Here is a 19444-nt window from a genome sequence, read left to right as displayed (position 1 = left end):
TTACAGTTACTCAGGCGCCGCGCGCCATTTGCAAACCCCGCGGGGCAGTCTATCCCGGCTGACCAAACGCTGGCCGCTCCAAAGGATTCTCCATGCTGCGCACCGAACAGGGCCTCGCCATTCGCCTCGAGGACTATCGCCCGACCGATTTCGTCGTGCACACGGTCGACATGCGCGTGGACTTGTTCGAGGGGCACACCGACGTCCTGACCACGCTGGTGCTGGAGCGGCGCGCCGGCACGCCGGAAGCGGCACCGCTGGTGCTCGCCGGCGACGAGCTGGCGCTGGCCTCGCTGACGCTGGACGGCGTCGCGGTTGCGCCGTCGGCCTATGCCGCCAGCCCGCGCGAACTGTCGGTCTCCGGCTTGCCGGCCGCCGGCCGCTTCTCGCTCGCCATCGGCACCCGGCTCGACCCGGCCGCCAACACCAAGCTGATGGGCCTCTACCGCTCGAACGGCGTCTGGTGCACCCAGTGCGAGGCCGAAGGCTTTCGCCGCATCACCTATTTCCTCGACCGGCCTGACGTCCTCGCCACCTACCGGGTGCGGCTGGAGGCGGACAAAGCGAGCGTCCCGGTGCTCTTGTCGAACGGCAATCCGGGCGAGCACGGGCTGCTTGCGGACGGCCGCCACTTCGCCGTCTGGGACGACCCGCACCCGAAGCCCGCCTACCTCTTCGCTCTCGTCGCCGGCGACCTCGACCGGCTCGACGACCATTTCACCACCGCCTCGGGGCGCCGCGTCGCGCTGGCGATCTACACCGAGAAGGGCCGCGCGCACGAATCGCTCTACGCCATGGACGCGCTGAAGCGCTCGATGGTCTGGGACGAGCAGCGTTTCGGCCGGGAATACGATCTCGACGTGTTCTCGATCGTGGCGATCTCCGACTTCAACATGGGCGCCATGGAGAACAAGGGGCTCAACGTCTTCAACCATAAATACGTGCTGCTCGACCCCGAGAGCGCCACCGATGCCGACTATGCCGGCGTCGAGACGGTGATCGCGCACGAATACTTCCACAACTGGACCGGCAACCGCATCACCTGCCGCGACTGGTTCCAGCTCTGTTTGAAGGAAGGCCTTACGGTCTTCCGCGACCAGGAGTTCTCGGCCGACGAGCGCTCGGCAGCGGTCAAGCGCATCGCCTCGGTGCGCGGCCTGAAGGCGCACCAGTTCCCGGAGGACCAAGGGCCGCTGCAGCACCCCGTCCGGCCGCGGGAATACCGCGAGATCTCCAACTTCTATACCGCGACGATCTACGACAAGGGCGCAGAGCTCGTGCGGATGATCGAGACCATTCTCGGGGCCGACGGCTTTCGAAAGGGCATGGACCTCTATTTCGAGCGGCACGACGGCGATGCGGCGACGATCGAGGACTTCATCCGCTGCTTCGAGGACGCGACCTCCGCCGACCTCAGCCAGTTCGCGCTCTGGTACGACCAGGCGGGCACGCCGACCTTGTCGGTGCGCGAGGAGTATGACGCAGCGCTCGGCCAGCTGACCCTGACGCTCGGTCAGTCCCTCGCCCAGGGCACCGCCCGCACCGGCACGAAGCCGATGCACCTGCCGGTCCGCTTCGGACTGGTCGGCTCGAACGGGCAGGACATGGCGGCACGGCCGCTGCACGGCGCCGAGGTCGAGGGCGACGTAATCCATCTGCGCGAAGCCGAGGAGACCGTGGTGTTCGAGGGGCTCGGCGAGCGGCCCTACATCTCGATCCTGCGCGACTTCTCAGCGCCGGTGACCTTGCGCTTTCAGCAGAGCGGCGCCGACCGGCTGGCGCTGGCGCGGCTCGATCCCAACCCCTTCAACCGCTGGCGGGCGCTGTCCGATCTCGCCGGCGAGGCGCTGGAGGCGGCGGCCCGCGACGCCCGCGGCGGCCGCGCCCCGACCATCGATCCGGCGATCGTCGATGCGCTCGTCGCCACCGCCACCGACCCGTCGCTCGAGCCAGCCTTGCGCGCGCAGACGCTGGCGCTGCCGAGCGAGGCCGACATCGCCCGGCTGATCGGCGACAACGTCGACCCCGACGTCATCCACACCGCGCGCATGGCGATCATTGGCGCCATCGGCGAGCGCGGCCGCACTGCCTTCACCGCCTTGCGGGCGGAGCTCACCGACGCCGCCGACTTCGCGCCGGACGCGGCGAGCGCCGGCCGCCGGTCGCTGCGCAATGCCGTGCTCGACTTCCTCTCGGCCGCCGCCGGCCAGCCAGACCTTGCTGCCGAACAGTACGCAGAGGCGCGCAACATGACGGACAGGTTGGTCGCCCTCACCGTCCTCTGTCACCGCTTCCCCGATGCCCCGGCGACGCACCAGGCGCTCGCCGACTTCTACGACCGCTTCGAGAACAATGCGCTGGTCATCGACAAATGGTTCTCGCTGCAAGCGACGGCACCGACCGCCGAGGCGCTCGAGACAGTGAAGGCGCTGGCCGCCCATCCGAAATTCCAGCTCGCCAACCCCAACCGGGCGCGGGCGCTGATCGGTGCTTTCGCGGCCGGCAATCAGGTCGGGTTCAACCGCGCCGACGGGGCCGGATATGCCTGGGTGGCCGAAATGATTCACTCGCTCGACGAACTCAATCCGCAGATCTCGGCACGCCTCGCCACGGCCTTCCGGTCATGGCGTTGCTTCGAGCAGGGCCGCCGCGAGCAGGCCCGGAGTGCCCTCGCTCAACTGGCTGAAAAGAATAACCTTTCGGTGGATCTTCGCGATATTGTGGATAGATCTTTGGGCTGATTGACTCCAAGTCAATGGTAAAAATTCACCTTTTCTCAAGGTATGGACAAGGTGATTCGCGTCTGATCAAGTGGCGGTGATTCGGATGTGCGGCGTGCCGGATCACCACGGGGTCTTTCAAAGGTTTGGCGGCATGGGTGCGGACGCAGCAAGCGTACCGGCAGGGGGACGCTTGTCCCGATTCGAGGGTCTGCTGAAACGTTTTTCGGACATCGTCCTTCGGGCCAAGGAGCTCGTTCGACCCAGCCATACCGGGACCCTCATGTCGGCGGAGCCGGCGCTGCGGCGCGCTATCCCCATCCTCATCGTTTGCTTCCTCGCGGTTCTCGCGATCGCCCGCTTCCTGTCGCTGGTCGAGGATCGGCGGCTGGTCGAGGACGAGGCGATCCAGAGCCTTAAGATCGGCGCCAGCCTGATGCGCGCCGAGCGCGCCGCGCTGGTCAACGCCGCCCCCCTGGAAGGCGCGACGCTCGCCGACGAAGCCGACGCCCTCCTCACTAGCGCTCTGCCGAGCGAGCTGATCGAGAACGGCCGCTTCGCCATCATCGCCGATCCCGCCGGCACCGTCGTCGGCGCCTTGCCGGGCTATGAGCGCCACCTCGGCGCCAGCCTCGATACGCTTCTGTCCGGCATCCAGCCGCTGATGATGTTCGGCGAACGCGCCGGCGTCATCGAGACGACCTTCGAGGGCGAGCCGGCCCTCGTCTCCAGCGCCACCCTCGCCGCCCCGCTCGGCTCGATCACCTTCATCCAGAAGGAGAGCGACCTCTACGCCGACTGGCGCCGCTCGGTCTCGATCAACGTCACCCTCTTCGCCCTCACCAGCCTCGTAATGCTGGTCGTGCTCTACGCCTACTTCCGCCAGACCGTCCGGGCGCGCGAGGCCGACGCGCTCTACATGATGGCGCACCAGCGGGTCGACACCGCTCTGTCGCGCGGCCGCTGCGGCCTCTGGGACTGGGATCTTGCCCGCGGCCGCATGTACTGGTCGCGCTCGATGTACGAGATCCTCGGCATGCCCGCCAAGAACGGCGTCCTGTCCTTCTCCGAGGTTGCCCAGCTTCTCCACCCCGACGATGGCAGCCTGTTCCAGGTCGCCCGCGCCGTGGCCTCCGGCAAGGTCGTGAACCTCGACCGTTCCTTCCGCATGCGCCGCAGCGACGGCCAGTACATCTGGCTGCGCGCCCGTGCCGAGGTCACCCGCAACGCCGAGAACGAGATCCACGTCATCGGCGTCGCCGTCGACGTCTCCGAGCAGCATGCGCTGGCCAAGCGCACCGACGAGGCGAACACCCGCCTGCAGAACGCGGTCGAGAACATTTCCGAGAGCTTCGTCCTCTGGGACAGCCGTGGCCGCCTGGTCTTGTGCAACAAGAAATACCAGGAGGTCTACGGCTTGGCCGATGCCGAAGTAACCGCCGGCACCAGCTACGAGACCGTGATGGCCCGGGCGCGCAAGCCGATCGAGACACGCCAGCTGACCAGCCCGAGCTTCGTCGCCGGAGAGCGTGCGGCAGAAGCGATGCTCGCCGACGGGCGCTGGCTGCAGGTCTCCGAGCGGCGCACCAGCGATGGTGGCTTCGTCTCCATCGGCACCGACGTCACCCAGCTGAAGGTCCACCAGGAACGCCTCAGCGATTCCGAGCGCCGCCTGATGGCGACCATCAACGATCTCTCCGCCGCCCGCCGCGATGCCGAGGCGAAGGCCCGCCAGCTGTCCGACGTCAACGAGTCCTACATCGTCGAGAAGGAACGCGCGGAAGGCGCCAACCGCGCCAAGACCACCTTCCTCGCCAATATGAGCCACGAGCTGCGCACGCCGCTCAACGCCATTATCGGCTTCTCCGAGATCATGCGCGACGGCTCCTTCGGCCCGATCGGCTCGGCCAAATACACCGAATATGCCGCCGACATCCACGACAGCGGCCACTACCTCCTGAAGCTGATCAACGACATCCTCGACATGTCGAAGATCGAGGCGGGACGCCTGATGCTCTCGCCCGAGCCGATCGACCTCAGCGAGATCATCGTCGAGGCAACGCGCTTCGTCGAGATCCAGGCCGAGCAGAAGCGGCTGGCCTTGCGCACCGTCGTGCCGCGCCAGCTGAATCTGGCCGCCGACCGCCGCGCCACCAAGCAGATCCTCCTCAACCTCCTCGCCAACGCGGTGAAGTTCACCGATCCCGGCGGCACCGTCGATCTCAGGGCCCGCCAGATCGGCGAGACGGCGGTCATCACCATCCGCGATTCCGGCATCGGCATCCCGCGCACCGCCCTCGGCAGCCTCGGCCGCCCGTTCGAGCAGGTGGAAAACGAGCTGACGCGCACCAACAAGGGCACCGGCCTTGGCCTCGCCATTGCTCGCTCGCTGGTCGAGCTGCACGGCGGCACCATGCGCATCGCCTCGCAGGTCGGCATCGGCACCGTGGTGTCGGTCCGGCTGCCGCTGGATGCCCGCTTCGTCGCCCCGGTCGACAGCTATCGCGCCGAAGCTGCCTGACGCCGGAAAAACCTGCCCCCCCCCACCGCCCCAATAATGACCGCCCGCAGAAAAGGCCCCGGATCGCTCCGGGGCCTTTCTCATGTCGTCCTTGTCTTAGGTGGCCGGCAGATTATTCGCCGCGCGGGCCTTCCATCGACTTGCCGTGGTGGTGACGCCCTTCCATGCCGCCGTCGTGACGCCCGCCGTGATGGCGGCCCTCGCCGTGCGGACCCTTGCCATGGCCCTTCAAGCCGTGACCCTTCATGGACGGGCCGACGCCGCGGTGCGCCTCGCGCAGTTCGCGGGCGTCGATCTTGCCGTCATTGTTGAGGTCGAGAACGGCAAAGCGCTTGTCGCGCATGCCCTCGCTCTCGGCCAGCGTGACGACGCCGTCGCCGTCAATGTCGAGGCGCTTCATCATCCGCGCCGCGCGGCGCTCGGCCATCTGCTTCAGGACCATGGCCTCGAGCTCGTCCTCGGACAGCGTGCCGTCGCCATTGGTGTCGGCCGCCTTCAGGCGCTCGAGCTTGCCGGCCTGGAACTCTGCCTTGTCGATGGTGCCGTCCTGGTTCTTGTCCATCCAGCCCATCGGTCCACGCCGGCCGCGCTGGCCCTCTTCGGCCGAAGCACCCGGGCCCGGCATAGGCCGGACGTCCGCGTCATCGGCGTCGTCGTCATCATCGCCGGCCATGGCGTCGCCTTGCATTTCGTCGCCCGGCATCGCTTCGTCGGACATCGCCTCATTGGGCGCGGTGGCGCCAGGCGCGGCGGCATCCGGCGCTGGGGCGGCGGCGGCCGGTGGCGCCGTCGGGGTCGCGGTCTGCGCGTAAGCGAAGCCGGACGCGCCGATGGTCATGACGACGCCGCACAGGGCGAGCTGCTTGATTCGGTTCATGTGAACTCCTTCTGCACCGCGGGGTGCACTCCGGGCGGCTTCAGACGCCGTCCTCGGAAACCAGGGGAAGCAGCCGCTCGAACGTGGAACGCACGAGAGCTGCGGTTTCTCCAATGACCGGCTCGATCCCCTCGGACCCGTCGACGCCGAGGGCTTTCGCCACCCGCTCGGCCAGGCCTTGCGGAAAAGAGGCGATCCCCTGGACATCGGACGGGCCGAGCCGGGTCAGTTGAATGACCCTGGTGTAGGCGTCCATCGATGAACGCAGACTGACTGCCGCCTTACCAATCCGTAAGGCTGGCAGATCATCGAGCGCGGCCAGCACCTGCGCGGTCGGCGCTCCGACCATGTCCGCGCCGACGAGACCGTCGAGCACGGCCCATTGCGCGAGGAATTCGAGGTCCGTCAGCCCGCCGGAAAGCCGTTTCAGATCGAGGGCACCCCGGGGCGGCTTGTCCCGCAACAGCCGCGCCCGCATCGCCGCGACGTCGGCCCGCAAGGTGTCGGCATCGCGTGGCGCGGCGATGACGTCGCGCACCGTCTCGTCCACCGCCGCGCAGAGAGCCGCATCGCCGGCCAGGTTGCGCGAGCGGGTCAGCGCCATCCGCTCCCAGGTCCAGGCCTCGGTCTCCTGATACCGCCGGAAGGCGTCGACATGGGTGGCGAGCGGGCCCTTGTTGCCGGAGGGGCGGAGGCGGAAGTCGACGTCGTAGAGCACGCCCTCCCCCATCGGCGCCGTCAGCGCCGCGATCAGCCGCTGCGTCAGGCGGATGTAGTAGACGCTGACCGGCAAAGGCTTCTGCCCATCCGACTCCTCGGCATCGGCGTCGTGGTCGTAGAGCAGCAGCAGATCGAGGTCGGAGCCCGCCGTCATCTCACGGCTACCAAGCCGGCCCATGCCGCGCAGCACCACGCGGCCGCCCGGCACCCGCCCGTGTCGCTCGGCGAAATCCGCCTGAACCGCCGCGAACGCCGCCGCCAGCACCACGTCGGCGATGGCCGAGTATCCACGGCCTGCCGCCTCACCCTCGATCGCGCCCACCAAAAGCCGCGCGCCGACGAGGAACTTCTGCTCCGACGTGAAGATTCGCAGCCGGATCAGCCGGTCCTCATACCCATCCGCCTCGGCGAGGAAGGCGGCGAGCCGCTCGGCGAGATCGGCGGCGCGCGGCATCTCGCGGAAGAAGGCCGGCTCCAGCAGCGCATCGAAGACGTGCGGCCGGTGCGAGATCGTCTCGGCCAGGCGCGGCGCCGCGCTCATGATCAGCGCCAGCAGATCGAGCAGCCGTGGGTTGGAGGCGATCAGCGAGAAGAACTGCAGCCCGGCCGGGAGCTTGGCGACAAAGCCGTCGAAGCTCGCCATCGCCGCGTCCGGGTCGCCGGCCTTCGCGAAGGCCGCGAGCAAGGCCGGCAGCACCCGCGCCAGATGCTGGCGCGTCGCCTCCGCACGGGTCGCGCGCGTGCGCCCCTCGCCCCAGTTGCGCAGCATCCTCGCAACGTCCCCGGGGCGCTGGAAGCCGAGGGCCCCCAGGCGTTCGAGCAAGGCCGCATCCTCCTCGCCGCCGAGCAGGCGGTCGACCGACGGCGCGTCCGATCCCCTCTCCTCGCCGGCGAAGAGCTGCGAGAACCGCCGCTCCACCGCCCGCATCCGGCCGAGCAAGGCGCCGGAGAAGCCTTCGAGATCGGCAAATCCCGAAAGCCGCGCGACCCGCTCGAGGCCGGGCACGTCTTCGGGCAGCGTGTGGGTCTGATCGTCGGCGACCATCTGGATGGCATGCTCGACGCGGCGCAGGAACCAGTAGGCCTCGATCAGCTCGTCGGCGACCGCGCGGTCGATCCAGCCGCCGCCGGCCAGCGCCAGCAGCGTCTCCTCCGTCCGCCGCAGCCTCAGCCCCGGCGCCCTTCCGCCGGCGATCAGCTGCTGGGTCTGCGCGAAGAACTCAACCTCGCGGATGCCGCCCGGCCCGAGCTTGACGTTGTGCCCGGCCACCGCCACGCCATCGAAGCCGCGGTGCCGGTCGATCCGGTGCTTCATCGCCTGGATCTCGGCGATCGAGGCGAAGTCGAGATATTTGCGCCAGACGAACGGCGTCATCTCGTCGAGGAAGGCAGCGGCGGCCGCGGCGTCGCCGGCCACGCAGCGCGCCTTGATCATCGCCGCCCTCTCCCAGTTGCGGCCCGACGCCTCGTAATAGGCGATCGCCCCGGCCACCGGGATGGCGAGCGGCATCGCGCCGGGGTCCGGCCGCAGCCGGAGGTCGGTGCGGAAGACGTAGCCGTCGCCGGTCCGCTCGCCGATCATCCGGATCAAGCGCCGCACCGACCGCGAGAAGAGGTCGATCGCCTCGTCCGCGTCTAGGATCGCCGGGGCCTCGGGATCGAACAGGACGATGAGGTCGATGTCGCTGGAATAGTTGAGCTCGCCCCCGCCGAGCTTGCCCATGCCGAGGACGAACAAGCCGCAGCCGGTTTCGGGCCGCAGCGGATCGGGCAGCGACAGCTTGCCCCGCCCGTGCAGATCCAGGAGCAGGAAGCGCACCGCCGCCCGCACCGCGGCCTCGGCCAGGCCCGAGAGGTCGGCGGTGGTCTCGCGCCCGTCCGCCGCGCCGAAGAGGTCGCGCAGCGCGATCAGCATCGAGGCCTCGCGCTTGGCCTCGCGCAGCAGCGTCATCAGCGAACTCTCGGTCGCGGCCTCGCCTGGCAAGGCGCTAAGGCCCGCGATGATCGCGTGGATCCGCGCGCGCGCATCGCCGTCGAACAGCTGCTCCAGCCAGTCCGGCCGCGCGAGCAGGATGGCGTTGAGATGGCCGGAAAGATCCAGCACCGCCCCGAGGCGGTCGCGGTCGGCTCCGGGCACCGCGAGAAGCGCCGACAGGCGCGCGCAGCCGTCCTCTTCCGCCCGCCGGCGGAGGTCGTCGATCCACGCCGCGGCGCGCGCGGCATCGAGCGGCAGCAGCGGCGCCGTGCCGCCGATCCTCAGGCCGTCAGCCGGCGTCGGTCCTTCTGGCATCGTCGCGGGCCTTTCCGTCGAGGGGGAAGTCGAGCACGACCTTAAGGCCCGGGCCGGCATCCTCAAGCGAAACATGCCCGCCATGCAATTGCGCGATCGCCTGGACCAGTGACAGGCCGAGCCCGGAGCCCGGCTTGGACCGGCTGTCGTCGAGCCTATAGAACCGCTCCAGCACGCGGCCGCGCTTGTCCTCGGGAATGCCGGGACCATTGTCGGCGACGGAGAGGAGGCAGCGCTCGCCCCGCTTCTCGAGGCCGACGGTCACGACGGTCTCGGCACCCTCCCGCGGCGCGTATTTCAGGGCGTTGTCGATGAGGTTCGAGAGCGCCTGGCTGATCAGCTCGCGGCTGGCATGCGCCTCGACCGGCCCCGATACCCGGACCTCCAGGCGCCCGCCGGCATCCTCGGCCAGCGGCTCGTAGAGCTCGGCGACATCGGCGACGATCGCGGCGACGTCCGTCGCGTCCTTCTCGGCGGGATGGAAGCCGGCCTCGACGCGGCTAATCATCAGGAGCGCGTCGAAGGTGCGGATCATCTGGTCGGCTTCGGCGATGTTGCTCTCCAGCGCCGCCCGCGGATCGCCACCGGACGAAGCGTCCGCCAGTGCCCCTTCGGCGCGGTTGCGCAGCCGGGTCAGCGGTGTCTTCAGATCATGCGCGATGTTGTCGGAAACCTGGCGCAAGCCCTCCTGCAGCAAAGCGATCCGGGCGAGCAGCGTGTTGAGGTTGGCCGACAGGCGGTCGAACTCGTCCTCGGCGCCGGTCACCGGCAGCCGCTCGCCGAGGTCGCCAGCCAGAATCCGCGCGCTCGACGCCGACATCTGGTCCAGCCGGCGCAGCGCGCGGCGACCGACAACGAACCAGGCGAACAGCGCCCCGGCCCCCATCAGCGCCAGCGCCAGGATCAGAGCCCGCTGCACGATGAAGCGGAACCGCTCCTGCTCGCTCTGGTCACGCCCGACCAGCACACGCATGCCGTTCGGCAGGCTCACGATCTCAGCGAGCGCCATGTGGTAGCGGTCGTTGACGTCGTCGGCGAAGCGCTCGTAGCCGAAGGCCTTCTCGGTAAAGCCGCTGTCGTCGAGGACGCCGGGCTCGAGACTCTCGACATTGCCCGCAAGAATCCGCCCGGTCGCGTCGGTGACGAGGTAGAGCGAGGCACCCGGCTGCCGCGAGCGCCGCTCGATCGCCCGCACCAGCCCTACGATGCCGCCATTCTGGTAGATCTGCCCGAGCTCAGCGATCTCCTCGGAAATGGTCTCGTGGCTCTGGTTCTGCAGGATGCCGCCAGCCGTCGCGGTAACGTAAACTACCAGCACCACGGCAAAGATGGCAAACAGCGCGAGATAGACCGCCGACAGCCGGACGGCCGTCATCCGCATCAAGGCCCGCAGCCGCCGCATCAGGTATCGGCCCTGACAGCTTGCACGGCGGCCGCAGAGGCTGCGATGGCGGCGGAATTGTCGAACATGGCAAGCGCCCTTCTCTCTGTCGCGAGACCGGGCACCTGCCCTCGCCTCACACCTGCGTCAGCCCGCCATCGATGCACAATTCCGCACCGGCGATGTAGCTGCTTTCGTCCGAGGCAAGGAAGAGGGCGGCCGCCGCAACCTCCTCCGGCCGTCCCATCCGCCGCATCGGGATGCGCGACTCGATCTTCTGCCGAATATCCTCGGAGGCCGCCGCCATCATCGGCGTGTCGATCGGCCCCGGGCTCAGCGTGTTGACGCGGATCCCCCGGCCGGAAAGCTCGGCCGTCCACGTCCGGGCATAGGAACGCACCGCCGCCTTGCTGGCACTGTAGGTGCCGTAGCCCGGATTGCCCATCACGTCGGCGATCGAGCCGATCAGCACGATCGCACTGCCCTCGCCCATCAACGGAACCAGCGTCCGCACCGTGGACACCAGCCCCCGCACGTTGAGACCGAAGATCTTGTCGACGTGCTCCTCGCTGTTGTCTTCCAGCACCGCATACTCGGCCTGGCCGGAATTGACGACGAGGATGTCGAGCCGGCCGCTTTTCGCTGCCACCGCCATACGGAGACGGTCCAGATCGGCGGCAACCGTCACGTCGCCCTGCACCGCCTCGACCTTCCCACCGATCTCGGTCACCGCCCTGTCGAGTTCCGCCTGCCGGCGCCCGGTGATCAGGACGGTGGCGCCCTCTGCAGCGAACCGCTTTGCGGTGGCCAGTCCGATCCCGCTGCTGCCGCCTGTGATGACCGCGATCTTCCCGTTCAGTTTCGACATGCCAATGCTCCATTTTGAGTGGAGCTCCTAGGTATATCCTGTATATCTGGGGTCAATTAGGCACTTCATATCGCCTAGGTATATCAGAGGATACCGCGATGAACGTTCACATCCCCTTTGACGACCCGACGGACCCCGTCTTCGCTCTGGCCTCCGCAACTCGGCCGATCCTCGACGAGATCGCCAACAAATGGTCGATCATGATCCTGTCCGTGCTCTGCACCCAGCCGCAACGGTTCAACGCCCTGCGGCGTCGGTTGGAAGGCATCACCCAAAAGGCGCTGACGCAGGCGCTGCGGCGACTGGAGCGGAACGGCCTGATCCTGCGCCGGGTGATCGCCTCCTCGCCGGTGGCTGTGGAGTACTCCATCACCCCGCTCGGCCAGACGCTGCGCGACCCCTTCGCCGCCCTCTATGTCTGGACGCTGGAGCACGCGGGGAACGTCCAGCAGGCGCAACGCGACTTCGACCGGCGCGAACCCAAGTAGCGCGCCCTACTCGGCGCGCATGATGTAGCCGGCACCGCGCACCGTATGCAGCAGCGGCGAGCCGAACTCGCGCTCGATCTTCGAGCGCAGCCGCGAGACGTGCACGTCGATGACGTTGGTCTGCGGGTCGAAGTGATAGTCCCAGACATTCTCCAGCAGCATGGTGCGGGTCACCACCTGGCCGGCATTCTTCATCATGTATTCGAGCAGTCGGAACTCGCGCGGCTGCAGCACGATCGGCTTGCCGCCGCGCTTGACCTCGTGCGACAGCCGGTCGAGCTCGAGATCGCCGACCTTGTACGCGGTCTCGACATCCCGCCCGCCGCGGCGCCGGCCGAGCACCTCGACGCGGGCGAGCAACTCGGCGATCGCATAGGGCTTGGCGAGATAATCGTCGCCGCCGGCGCGAAGCCCGGTCACGCGGTCGTCCACCTGGCCAAGCGCCGAGAGGATCAGCGCTGGCGTGCCGTTGCCCTTTTCGCGCAGGCCCGAGACCACCGACAGCCCGTCGCGCTCGGGCAGCATGCGGTCGACCACCATCACGTCGTAGTCGCGGGTGTCGGCCATGTGGAAGCCCGACGCGCCGTCGCCCGCATGGTCCGGCACGTGCCCGGCTTCCTTCAGCGCCTTGACGAGGTAGGCCGCCGCCTCGCGATCGTCTTCGATGATCAGAATTCGCATGGATTGGGATGTAGCGGATTCAGCGGACAACGCCATGGCGCTGCGCTCCTTTCATCATGCCCCATGAAAAAGGGCGGCGGACCAAGCCGCCGCCCCCGTTCGAACGACCGGGCTTTCGCCCGGCCGCTTAGCCCTTGGCGATCGGCAAGGCGACGAAGCGGTTCTGCTCGCCATTGCGCAGCTGAAACAGCGCCGCCTTGCGGCCGCCCTTGTCGGCCTCCTTCAGCGCGGACTGGACCTGCGCCTGCGAGGTCACCGCCTTGCCGTTGACCGAGACGATGATGTCGCCGGCCTGCACGCCCTTGTCGGCGGCCGATGAGGACGGGTCGACCTCGGTGACCACGACGCCGCTGCCGTCTTCCGACGGCGTCAGCGTCAGGCCGTAGCCCGACAGCGCCGACGGATCGACCGGGGCGCCGTCGCTCGAGCCCGCAGCCGAGGAAGCCTCGTCGAGGCTGGCGATGTTGCCGAGCTTCACCGCGATCGTCTTGGCCGCATTGTCGCGCCACACCGTAACGTCGATCGAGGTGTTCGGCGCGAACTCGGCGACCTTGCGTGCCAGCTCCTTCGGGCCCTTGACCGTCTCGCCGTTCACCGCGGTGATGACGTCGCCGGTCTTGATGCCCGCTTCCGACGCCGGGGTCGAATTGTCCGGCAGCGTCACGATGGCGCCGTCCTCGTTGGCAAGGCCGACCGCGTCCGAAATGTCGCCGGTGACCGAGGCGATCTGCACGCCGAGCCAGCCGCGCTGCACCGAGCCCTTGTCGCGCAGCGACTGGACGACGCCCTTGGCGGTCGAGGCGGGGATGGCGAAGGCAATGCCGACATTGCCGCCCGACGGCGAGAAGATCGCGGTGTTGACGCCGATCACCTTGCCCGAAAGATCGAAGGCCGGGCCGCCGGAATTGCCGCGGTTCACCGCCGCGTCGATCTGCAGGAAGTCGTCATAGGGACCCGCGCCGATGTCGCGGCCACGCGCCGAGATGATGCCGGCCGTCACCGAGCCACCGAGGCCGAAAGGATTGCCGACCGCCACGACCCACTCGCCGACCCGCGCCTTCGCATCGTCGCCGAACTCGACATAGGTGAACTTGACGTTCTTGGCATCGACCTTCAGCACCGCGAGATCGGTCCGCTTGTCGGTGCCGATCAGCTTGGCGTCGTACTCCTTGCCGTCGTTCATCACGATGGTGAAGTTCTCACCACCCTCAACCACGTGGTTGTTGGTGACGAGGAAGCCGTCATCGCTGACGAAGAAGCCCGAGCCCTGCGCGGTCGCCTGGCGGTTCTCGCGGCGGGGATCCATCTTTTTCGGTGCGCCTGGCCGCGCGTCCTGGCCGCGCTGGCCGAACTCGAAGAAGCGGCGCATCGGGTGGTCTTCGGGGAGGTTCTCGAAGGGATTGGCTTGGTCGCTGTCGCTGTCGTTCATCGCGACCGTCGCCTTTTCCTTGACGCGGACGGACACGACGGCGGGCGTCACCTTCTCGACGACGTCGGCAAAGCCGAAATTCGTCATCGGCGCTTCGATGGTCACCGGCGCCGCATAGCTCGGCACCATGTTGACCATCACACCACCGGCGAAGGCGGAGCCGGCGACGCCAGCGGCGAGGGCAGCGGCGAGGAGGCGATTGCGCTTGGACTTCTGGATCACGTCTGGCATCGAAATCATCCTTTTCCCTAGGTCCCCGAAAACGACGCTGCCTGACCGGCGCTTCGTCCTTTTCGCAAGTTTTCTGGCGGCGGCATCGTCGATGCCTCTCCCGCTTCGCAGATAGAGATAGGGGAGTTCAGATTACGGGACCCCTTCGGATGCGTGAAAGCTTGGTAATGTTGGGGAACGATGGGACGGAAGACGGACAGTCCGAGCGACGCGCGAAAAACTGCCCCTTTCGGTCGATAGGGGCAAGGAAAACAGGAGAGCCGCCCGGCAGCGTCCTGGACCCTGCGGTTTTCAAGCTGTCCGGCTAACTGTCATGCGGCTTTCTAGAGGCCGCGCTCCGCCAGCGCCCGCTCGACCGCATTCTCCTCATCCGCGGTCAATCCGGCGCTTGCGCCTTCGCGCTGGCGTCGGCGGGAGGCGAACAGGGCAAAGGCGGCGCCCGCGAGGATCAGCGCGACCGGCGTCGACCAGAGCAGCACCGTCGCCATCGACAGCCGCGGCTTCAGCAGCACGAACTCGCCATAGCGCGCGACAATATAGCTGATCACGCCCTCGTCGCTGTCGCCGGCGACCAGACGCTCCCGCACGAGGATGCGCAGGTCCTTAGCAAGGGCCGCGTCGCTCTCGTCGATCGACTGGTTCTGGCAGACGAGGCACCGCAGCCCCTCCGACAGTTTTCGCGCCCGCCCTTCCAGCCCCGCATCCGGCAGCACCTCGTCCGGCTGAACGGCAAAGGCCATGCCGGAGACGAAGAGGCCGTTGGACGGCACCGCGGGGATCGCCGGCAGCATCACTGGCGCCATCAGGAGCCCCGCCGCCACCACGACGATTTCCGCCAGCCGCTTCATGCCGTCACTTCCGGGCTGCGTTTCGGCCGGGCCTTCGCCCGTGCCGGCGCGCCGACCCGCAGGCGGCGGTCGGCCAGCGACACCGTGCCGCCGAGCGCCATCATTACCGCGCCGAGCCAGATCAGCGTGATCAGCGGCTTGTACCAGAGCCGGACGACGGTCCGGCCGCCATTGGCCACGGTATCGCCGAGCGAGACATAGGTCTGGCTGAACCAGTGGGTGTGGATCCCGGCCTCGGTCGTCGGCATCTGCCGCGCGGGATAGAAGCGCTTGGCGCTCTCCAGCGTCTTCTGCGCCACCCCACCTTGGCTGAGGACGAAGGTGCCGACTTCCTCGGTGTAGTTCGGTCCCTGCCGCGGCGTGATCCCGTCGAAGCGGATCTGGTAGCCGCCGGCATCGCGCACCTCGCCCGCCTGCATGGTGGTGATCGTCTCAGTTTGGAAGGCCGAGGTGGTGACGATGCCGAGCACCGTGACGCCGAGGCCGCAATGGGCCAGCGCCGTGCCGAAAGCCGAGCGCGGCAGTCCGGCAAAGCGCCGCAGCGCGACGCCCGCCTTCGCCTTCGGCAGGCCGGAGCGCAGCGCGAGGTCGACGCCGGCGCCGGCGATCAGCCAGACCGCGAGGCCGAAGCCGAAAGCGGCGAGAATCCGCGTTCCCTGCGTCATCGCCAAAGTGATGATGACAGCCGCCAGCGACACGCCGACGGCGAAGTAGAGCCGCTGCGCCGCCGCCAAAAGGTCGCCGCGCTTCCATGCCATCAGCGGCCCGAAAGGCACCGCCAGCAGCAGCGGCACCATCAGCGGCCCGAAAGTCAGGTCGAAGAACGGCGCGCCGACCGAGATCTTCTCGCCGGTCAGCACTTCCAGCGCCAGAGGGTACAGCGTGCCGATCAGCACGGTTGCGCAAGCGGTGGTCAGGAACAGGTTGTTGAACACCAGCGCGCCCTCGCGCGAGATCGGCGCGAACAGGCCGCCCAATTCCAGCGACTGCGCGCGGATAGCGAACAGCGCCAGCGAGCCGCCGATGAAGATCGTCAGGATGGCGAGGATGAAGACGCCGCGCGACGGATCGGTGGCGAAGGCGTGCACCGAGGTCAGGACGCCCGAGCGGACGAGGAACGTGCCGAGCAGCGACAGCGAGAAGGTCAGGATCGCCAGCAGCACTGTCCAGATCTTCAGCGCCGCCCGCTTCTCCATCACCAGCGCCGAGTGCAACAGCGCCGTGCCGGAGAGCCAGGGCATGAAAGAGGCGTTTTCGACCGGGTCCCAGAACCACCAGCCGCCCCAGCCGAGCTCGTAATAGGCCCAGTAGGAGCCCATCGCGATGCCGAGCGTCAGGAAGATCCACGCCGTCAGCGTCCACGGCCGCACCCAGCGCGCCCAGGCTGCGTCGATCCGCCCGTCGATGAGGGCAGCGACCGCGAAGGAGAAGGCGACGGAGAAGCCGACATAGCCGAGGTAGAGCATCGGCGGATGCACCGCGAGCCCGATGTCCTGCAGCACCGGGTTGAGGTCCTGCCCCTCGAACGGCGCCGGCGACAGGCGCTGGAACGGGTTCGACGTCGTCAGGATGAACAGCAGGAAGGCCGCGGTGATCCAGGCCTGCACGGCCAGGACATTCGCCTTCAGGCTGCCCGGAATATCGCGGCCGAACAGCGCGACGAGGCTGCTGAACAGGCTGAGGATCAGCACCCAGAGCAGCATCGACCCCTCGTGATTGCCCCAGACGCCGGTGAAGCGGTAGAGCATTGGGATCGCGGAATGCGAGTTCTCAAAGACGTTGCGGACCGAGAAGTCCGAGGTCACATGCGCCGCCGTCAGCGCGCCGAAGGACAGGCCGATCAGCGCGAAGCAAGCGATCGCGGTGATCTCGCCGGTCTCCATCAGCCGGCCGTCGCCCGTACGCGCGCCGATCAGCGGCAGGATCGACTGGACGATGGCGGTGGCAAGCGCCAGCACCAGGGCGTAATGGCCGATCTCGACGATCATGTTCCAGCTCCCGTCGGCGCGGCCGCCGCGCCCATCGCCTTCGACGGCATCGGCTTGCCCTTGCCGTCCTCCCAGAGGCCACGCTTCTTCAGGTCGTCGACGACTTCCTTCGGCATGTAGGTCTCGTCGTGCTTGGCCAGCACCGTATCTGCGACGAACACCCGGTCCGGCCCGAGCACGCCCTCCGTCACCACGCCTTGCCCCTCGCGAAAAAGGTCCGGCAGCAGGCCGTGATACTCGACCGCGACGCTCTCGACGCTGTCGGTCACCCGAAAACGGACGAGTTCGCCGGCCTCGCGGTCGACCGAGCCTTGCTCCACCAGCCCGCCCAGCCGGATGCGCTGCGTCGAGTCGACCTGATGCGCCATGATGTCGGTCGGCGAGTTGAAGTAGGCGACGCTGCTCGACATCGCCGAAAGAACCAGCGCCACCGCCCCGCCGATGACGACGAGGATGGCACCGATGGAGCCCAGCCGCTTCTGCTTGCGCGTCATTTCACCCCCCCGGCGGGCGCCACGCCCAGCTGTGCCGCCACCCCGTCGATCGCCGTCCGCTCCGGCGTGCCAGGCGCAAACGCCGCGCTCGCCTCGGCGTAGGCACCGCGAGCCCGCTCACCATCGCCGAGCACGCTATAGGATTGCATCAGCCGCTTCCAACCCTCGACGTCGTTCGGGGCGGTTTTCAGGCGCTCGGCCAGTTGCGAGACCATCCCCTCGATCATCGCCTTGCGGTCGTCTTCGCTCATGCCAGAAGCCGCCGCGATGTCGCTGCCGCTCGGCCCACGCGGCGCCGTGCTCGCAACCTCGGGAGCTCCGGCGACGGCGGGAGCCCCGGCGACTGCGGGAGCACCTTGCGCATTCCCTGCGGGCGCGCCGTTGGCCGCGGCGATCTTCTGCTGCGCATCGGCCAGCGCCATTTCCGCGAGCTGCAGCCAGGGAGAACCCGGCGGGCTCGCCGCGATCAGCTTCTGCCAGGCGGGCCCGGCTTCCTGGAAACGATTCTCCTGCGACAGGTCGAGCGCCAGGAAGAATTTCGCCGGCAAATAGTCGGCGTTCAGCGCCAGCGCCCGCTCGAAGCTCGCCTTGGCGAGATCCGTCACCTCGCCCGACGCCACCTGGGTCAGCGCCTCGCCGAGCCCCGCCTCGCGCTCCGGGCTGTCGCCGAGGATCCGGATGGCGTTCTGGATCGCCGTGACCGCCTCGTCGGCGCGGCCGCTCCGCAGGTAGATCGGGCCGAGCAGATCCCAGCCGGCGCCGTCATTGGGATTGCTGCGCAGCCGTGCCTCGGCCTGAGCCACCAGCGTCGGCAGATCCGCCCGCGCGGGATCGACCGAGAGGCGCGCCTGCAGCGGCAGGTCCGGCATCTCCGGCGAGCCGGTTTCGAAGTAGAACACCACCGCCGCCACCGGCATCGCGGCCCCGACCAGCCCCGCCGCCAGCCAGCGCCGGACTTTGACGCGCGTCCGCTTCGGCGCGCCGGCCGTCGTCTCGGCCTCCGCCGTCGCTTTCAGCAGCCGGCGGCCGATCTCGGCGCGGGCAATTCCGGCCTCGTCGGCCGAGATCGTGCCGCGCGCCAGATCCGCCTTCAGCTCGCCCATCTGCGCGGAATAGACCTCGACGTCGTACTCGGCCCGAAGCGGTGTCGACGCGTCCCGCCGCCGCAGGATCGGCCAGACCGAGGAAAGCGTCACGATGATTGTCAGGAGGACGACGATGATCCAGAACAAAACGATGCGATTCCTCCCGCGGGCCATGCGCCCGTGACTTGCCGCCCGGCGCAGGGCCGGTCGATGCCACTCTTCCGGGCGTTGACATAGCAAGCCCTGCGCGGCCCTGCCACCGTCAGGAGAAGATGCCGCAACAGGAGGCGGCTCTACCCCGTCACTTTATGGCGATCACCGGTTCTACCGGTCATCTGTCGAGGAAAAACGCCGCTCAGACCACCGGCCGCCACAAGCCGTCCTCGCCCCGGCAGGCGGTGCCCACCGTCTTGGTCGAGGCGCCCTTAGCAACCAGCGTGTGCGCGTAGCCACGGCAGTCCTTCTCGCCGATTCGGTATAGCTGGGTCGGGACGACCGAGCCCTGGTAGCGGTCTTCGGTCCAGTCGACGGGCGTGCCGGCCGGGGCGAACTGCAGCGCCTGGAACTCGGCCTCGAGCGCCTTCGCCCGGACATCGCCCGGCAAGCGGACCTGTGTCTGGCCGACCAGGCCGTCGCCGAGCGCCACGACGCCTTCCGACGCCGGCGCAAGACGGCTGGTGCCGCCGGTCAGGCAACCGCCGAGCGTGGCGGCAAGGGCGGCGATCAGGAGCGGGCGCAGAACGTTCGACATGGCATTTTCCCAGCGTGACCATCCGTCACCGGCATCGGCAAACCGCGCCGGGCACCCGTGGTTCCCGCGCAT

The 19444-nt window shown here is 68.3% G+C and carries 14 protein-coding genes; 3 read left to right on the top strand and 11 right to left on the bottom strand.

Annotated features, from left to right (window positions below):
- Positions 1 to 95 precede the first annotated feature (95 nt).
- The gene (gene pepN, locus ACZLZQ_RS07960; protein WP_472949220.1) at positions 96 to 2741 is read left to right on the top strand and encodes an aminopeptidase N; all 2646 of its coding nucleotides are present in this window, start codon (positions 96 to 98) and stop codon (positions 2739 to 2741) included.
- Between the two features lie 172 nt (positions 2742 to 2913).
- Complete coding sequence (locus ACZLZQ_RS07955; protein ID WP_472948889.1) at positions 2914 to 5241, top strand: sensor histidine kinase; 2328 nt, start codon at positions 2914 to 2916, stop codon at positions 5239 to 5241.
- Between the two features lie 112 nt (positions 5242 to 5353).
- On the opposite strand, the gene ACZLZQ_RS07950 is transcribed toward ACZLZQ_RS07955, so the two are convergent.
- The 4 genes from ACZLZQ_RS07950 to ACZLZQ_RS07935 form a co-directional block, all read right to left on the bottom strand.
- Entirely contained in the window at positions 5354 to 6118 is a 765-nt protein-coding gene (locus tag ACZLZQ_RS07950; RefSeq protein ID WP_472948888.1) for an EF-hand domain-containing protein, read from the bottom strand.
- A gap of 40 nt (positions 6119 to 6158) precedes the next feature.
- Positions 6159 to 9128 (bottom strand): bifunctional [glutamine synthetase] adenylyltransferase/[glutamine synthetase]-adenylyl-L-tyrosine phosphorylase, encoded by a 2970-nt coding sequence (locus tag ACZLZQ_RS07945; RefSeq protein WP_472948887.1) that lies wholly within the window; start codon positions 9126 to 9128, stop codon positions 6159 to 6161.
- Positions 9103 to 10533, bottom strand: coding sequence for a sensor histidine kinase (locus tag ACZLZQ_RS07940; protein WP_472931931.1), 1431 nt, complete (start codon positions 10531 to 10533; stop codon positions 9103 to 9105). Before ACZLZQ_RS07940 ends, ACZLZQ_RS07945 begins: the two co-directional genes overlap by 26 nt.
- A 112-nt stretch (positions 10534 to 10645) precedes the next feature.
- A complete protein-coding gene (locus ACZLZQ_RS07935) occupies positions 10646 to 11377 on the bottom strand; it encodes an SDR family NAD(P)-dependent oxidoreductase (protein ID WP_472948886.1) in 732 nt (243 codons plus the stop codon).
- Positions 11378 to 11475: 98 nt separating this feature from the next.
- On the opposite strand from ACZLZQ_RS07935, the gene ACZLZQ_RS07930 reads away from it, so the two are divergent.
- A complete protein-coding gene (locus ACZLZQ_RS07930) occupies positions 11476 to 11865 on the top strand; it encodes a winged helix-turn-helix transcriptional regulator (protein ID WP_472948885.1) in 390 nt (129 codons plus the stop codon).
- 6 nt (positions 11866 to 11871) lie between these two features.
- On the opposite strand, the gene ACZLZQ_RS07925 is transcribed toward ACZLZQ_RS07930, so the two are convergent.
- The 7 genes from ACZLZQ_RS07925 to ACZLZQ_RS07895 form a co-directional block, all read right to left on the bottom strand.
- The gene (locus ACZLZQ_RS07925) at positions 11872 to 12546 is read right to left on the bottom strand and encodes a winged helix-turn-helix domain-containing protein (protein ID WP_472931444.1); all 675 of its coding nucleotides are present in this window, start codon (positions 12544 to 12546) and stop codon (positions 11872 to 11874) included.
- Positions 12547 to 12673: 127 nt separating this feature from the next.
- Positions 12674 to 14206, bottom strand: a complete 1533-nt coding sequence (locus ACZLZQ_RS07920) for a Do family serine endopeptidase (protein WP_472948884.1) — start codon at positions 14204 to 14206, stop codon at positions 12674 to 12676.
- A gap of 323 nt (positions 14207 to 14529) precedes the next feature.
- Positions 14530 to 14997 (bottom strand): cytochrome c-type biogenesis protein, encoded by a 468-nt coding sequence (locus ACZLZQ_RS07915; RefSeq protein WP_472949219.1) that lies wholly within the window; start codon positions 14995 to 14997, stop codon positions 14530 to 14532.
- Between the two features lie 53 nt (positions 14998 to 15050).
- Positions 15051 to 17042, bottom strand: coding sequence for a heme lyase CcmF/NrfE family subunit (locus ACZLZQ_RS07910; protein WP_472948883.1), 1992 nt, complete (start codon positions 17040 to 17042; stop codon positions 15051 to 15053).
- Positions 17039 to 17536 (bottom strand): cytochrome c maturation protein CcmE, encoded by a 498-nt coding sequence (ccmE, locus tag ACZLZQ_RS07905; protein ID WP_472948882.1) that lies wholly within the window; start codon positions 17534 to 17536, stop codon positions 17039 to 17041. The genes ACZLZQ_RS07910 and ccmE overlap by 4 nt, the downstream gene beginning before the upstream one ends.
- Complete coding sequence (gene ccmI, locus ACZLZQ_RS07900; RefSeq protein WP_472948881.1) at positions 17533 to 18768, bottom strand: c-type cytochrome biogenesis protein CcmI; 1236 nt, start codon at positions 18766 to 18768, stop codon at positions 17533 to 17535. Before ccmI ends, ccmE begins: the two co-directional genes overlap by 4 nt.
- A 208-nt stretch (positions 18769 to 18976) precedes the next feature.
- Positions 18977 to 19372 (bottom strand): hypothetical protein, encoded by a 396-nt coding sequence (locus ACZLZQ_RS07895; RefSeq protein ID WP_472948880.1) that lies wholly within the window; start codon positions 19370 to 19372, stop codon positions 18977 to 18979.
- Positions 19373 to 19444 lie beyond the last annotated feature (72 nt).

The sequence above is a fragment of the Mesocryomonas lacus genome (genome assembly GCF_055730105.2).
Note: the sequence above shows the minus strand (reverse complement) of the source record. Positions and strands in the feature narration are given on the sequence as shown.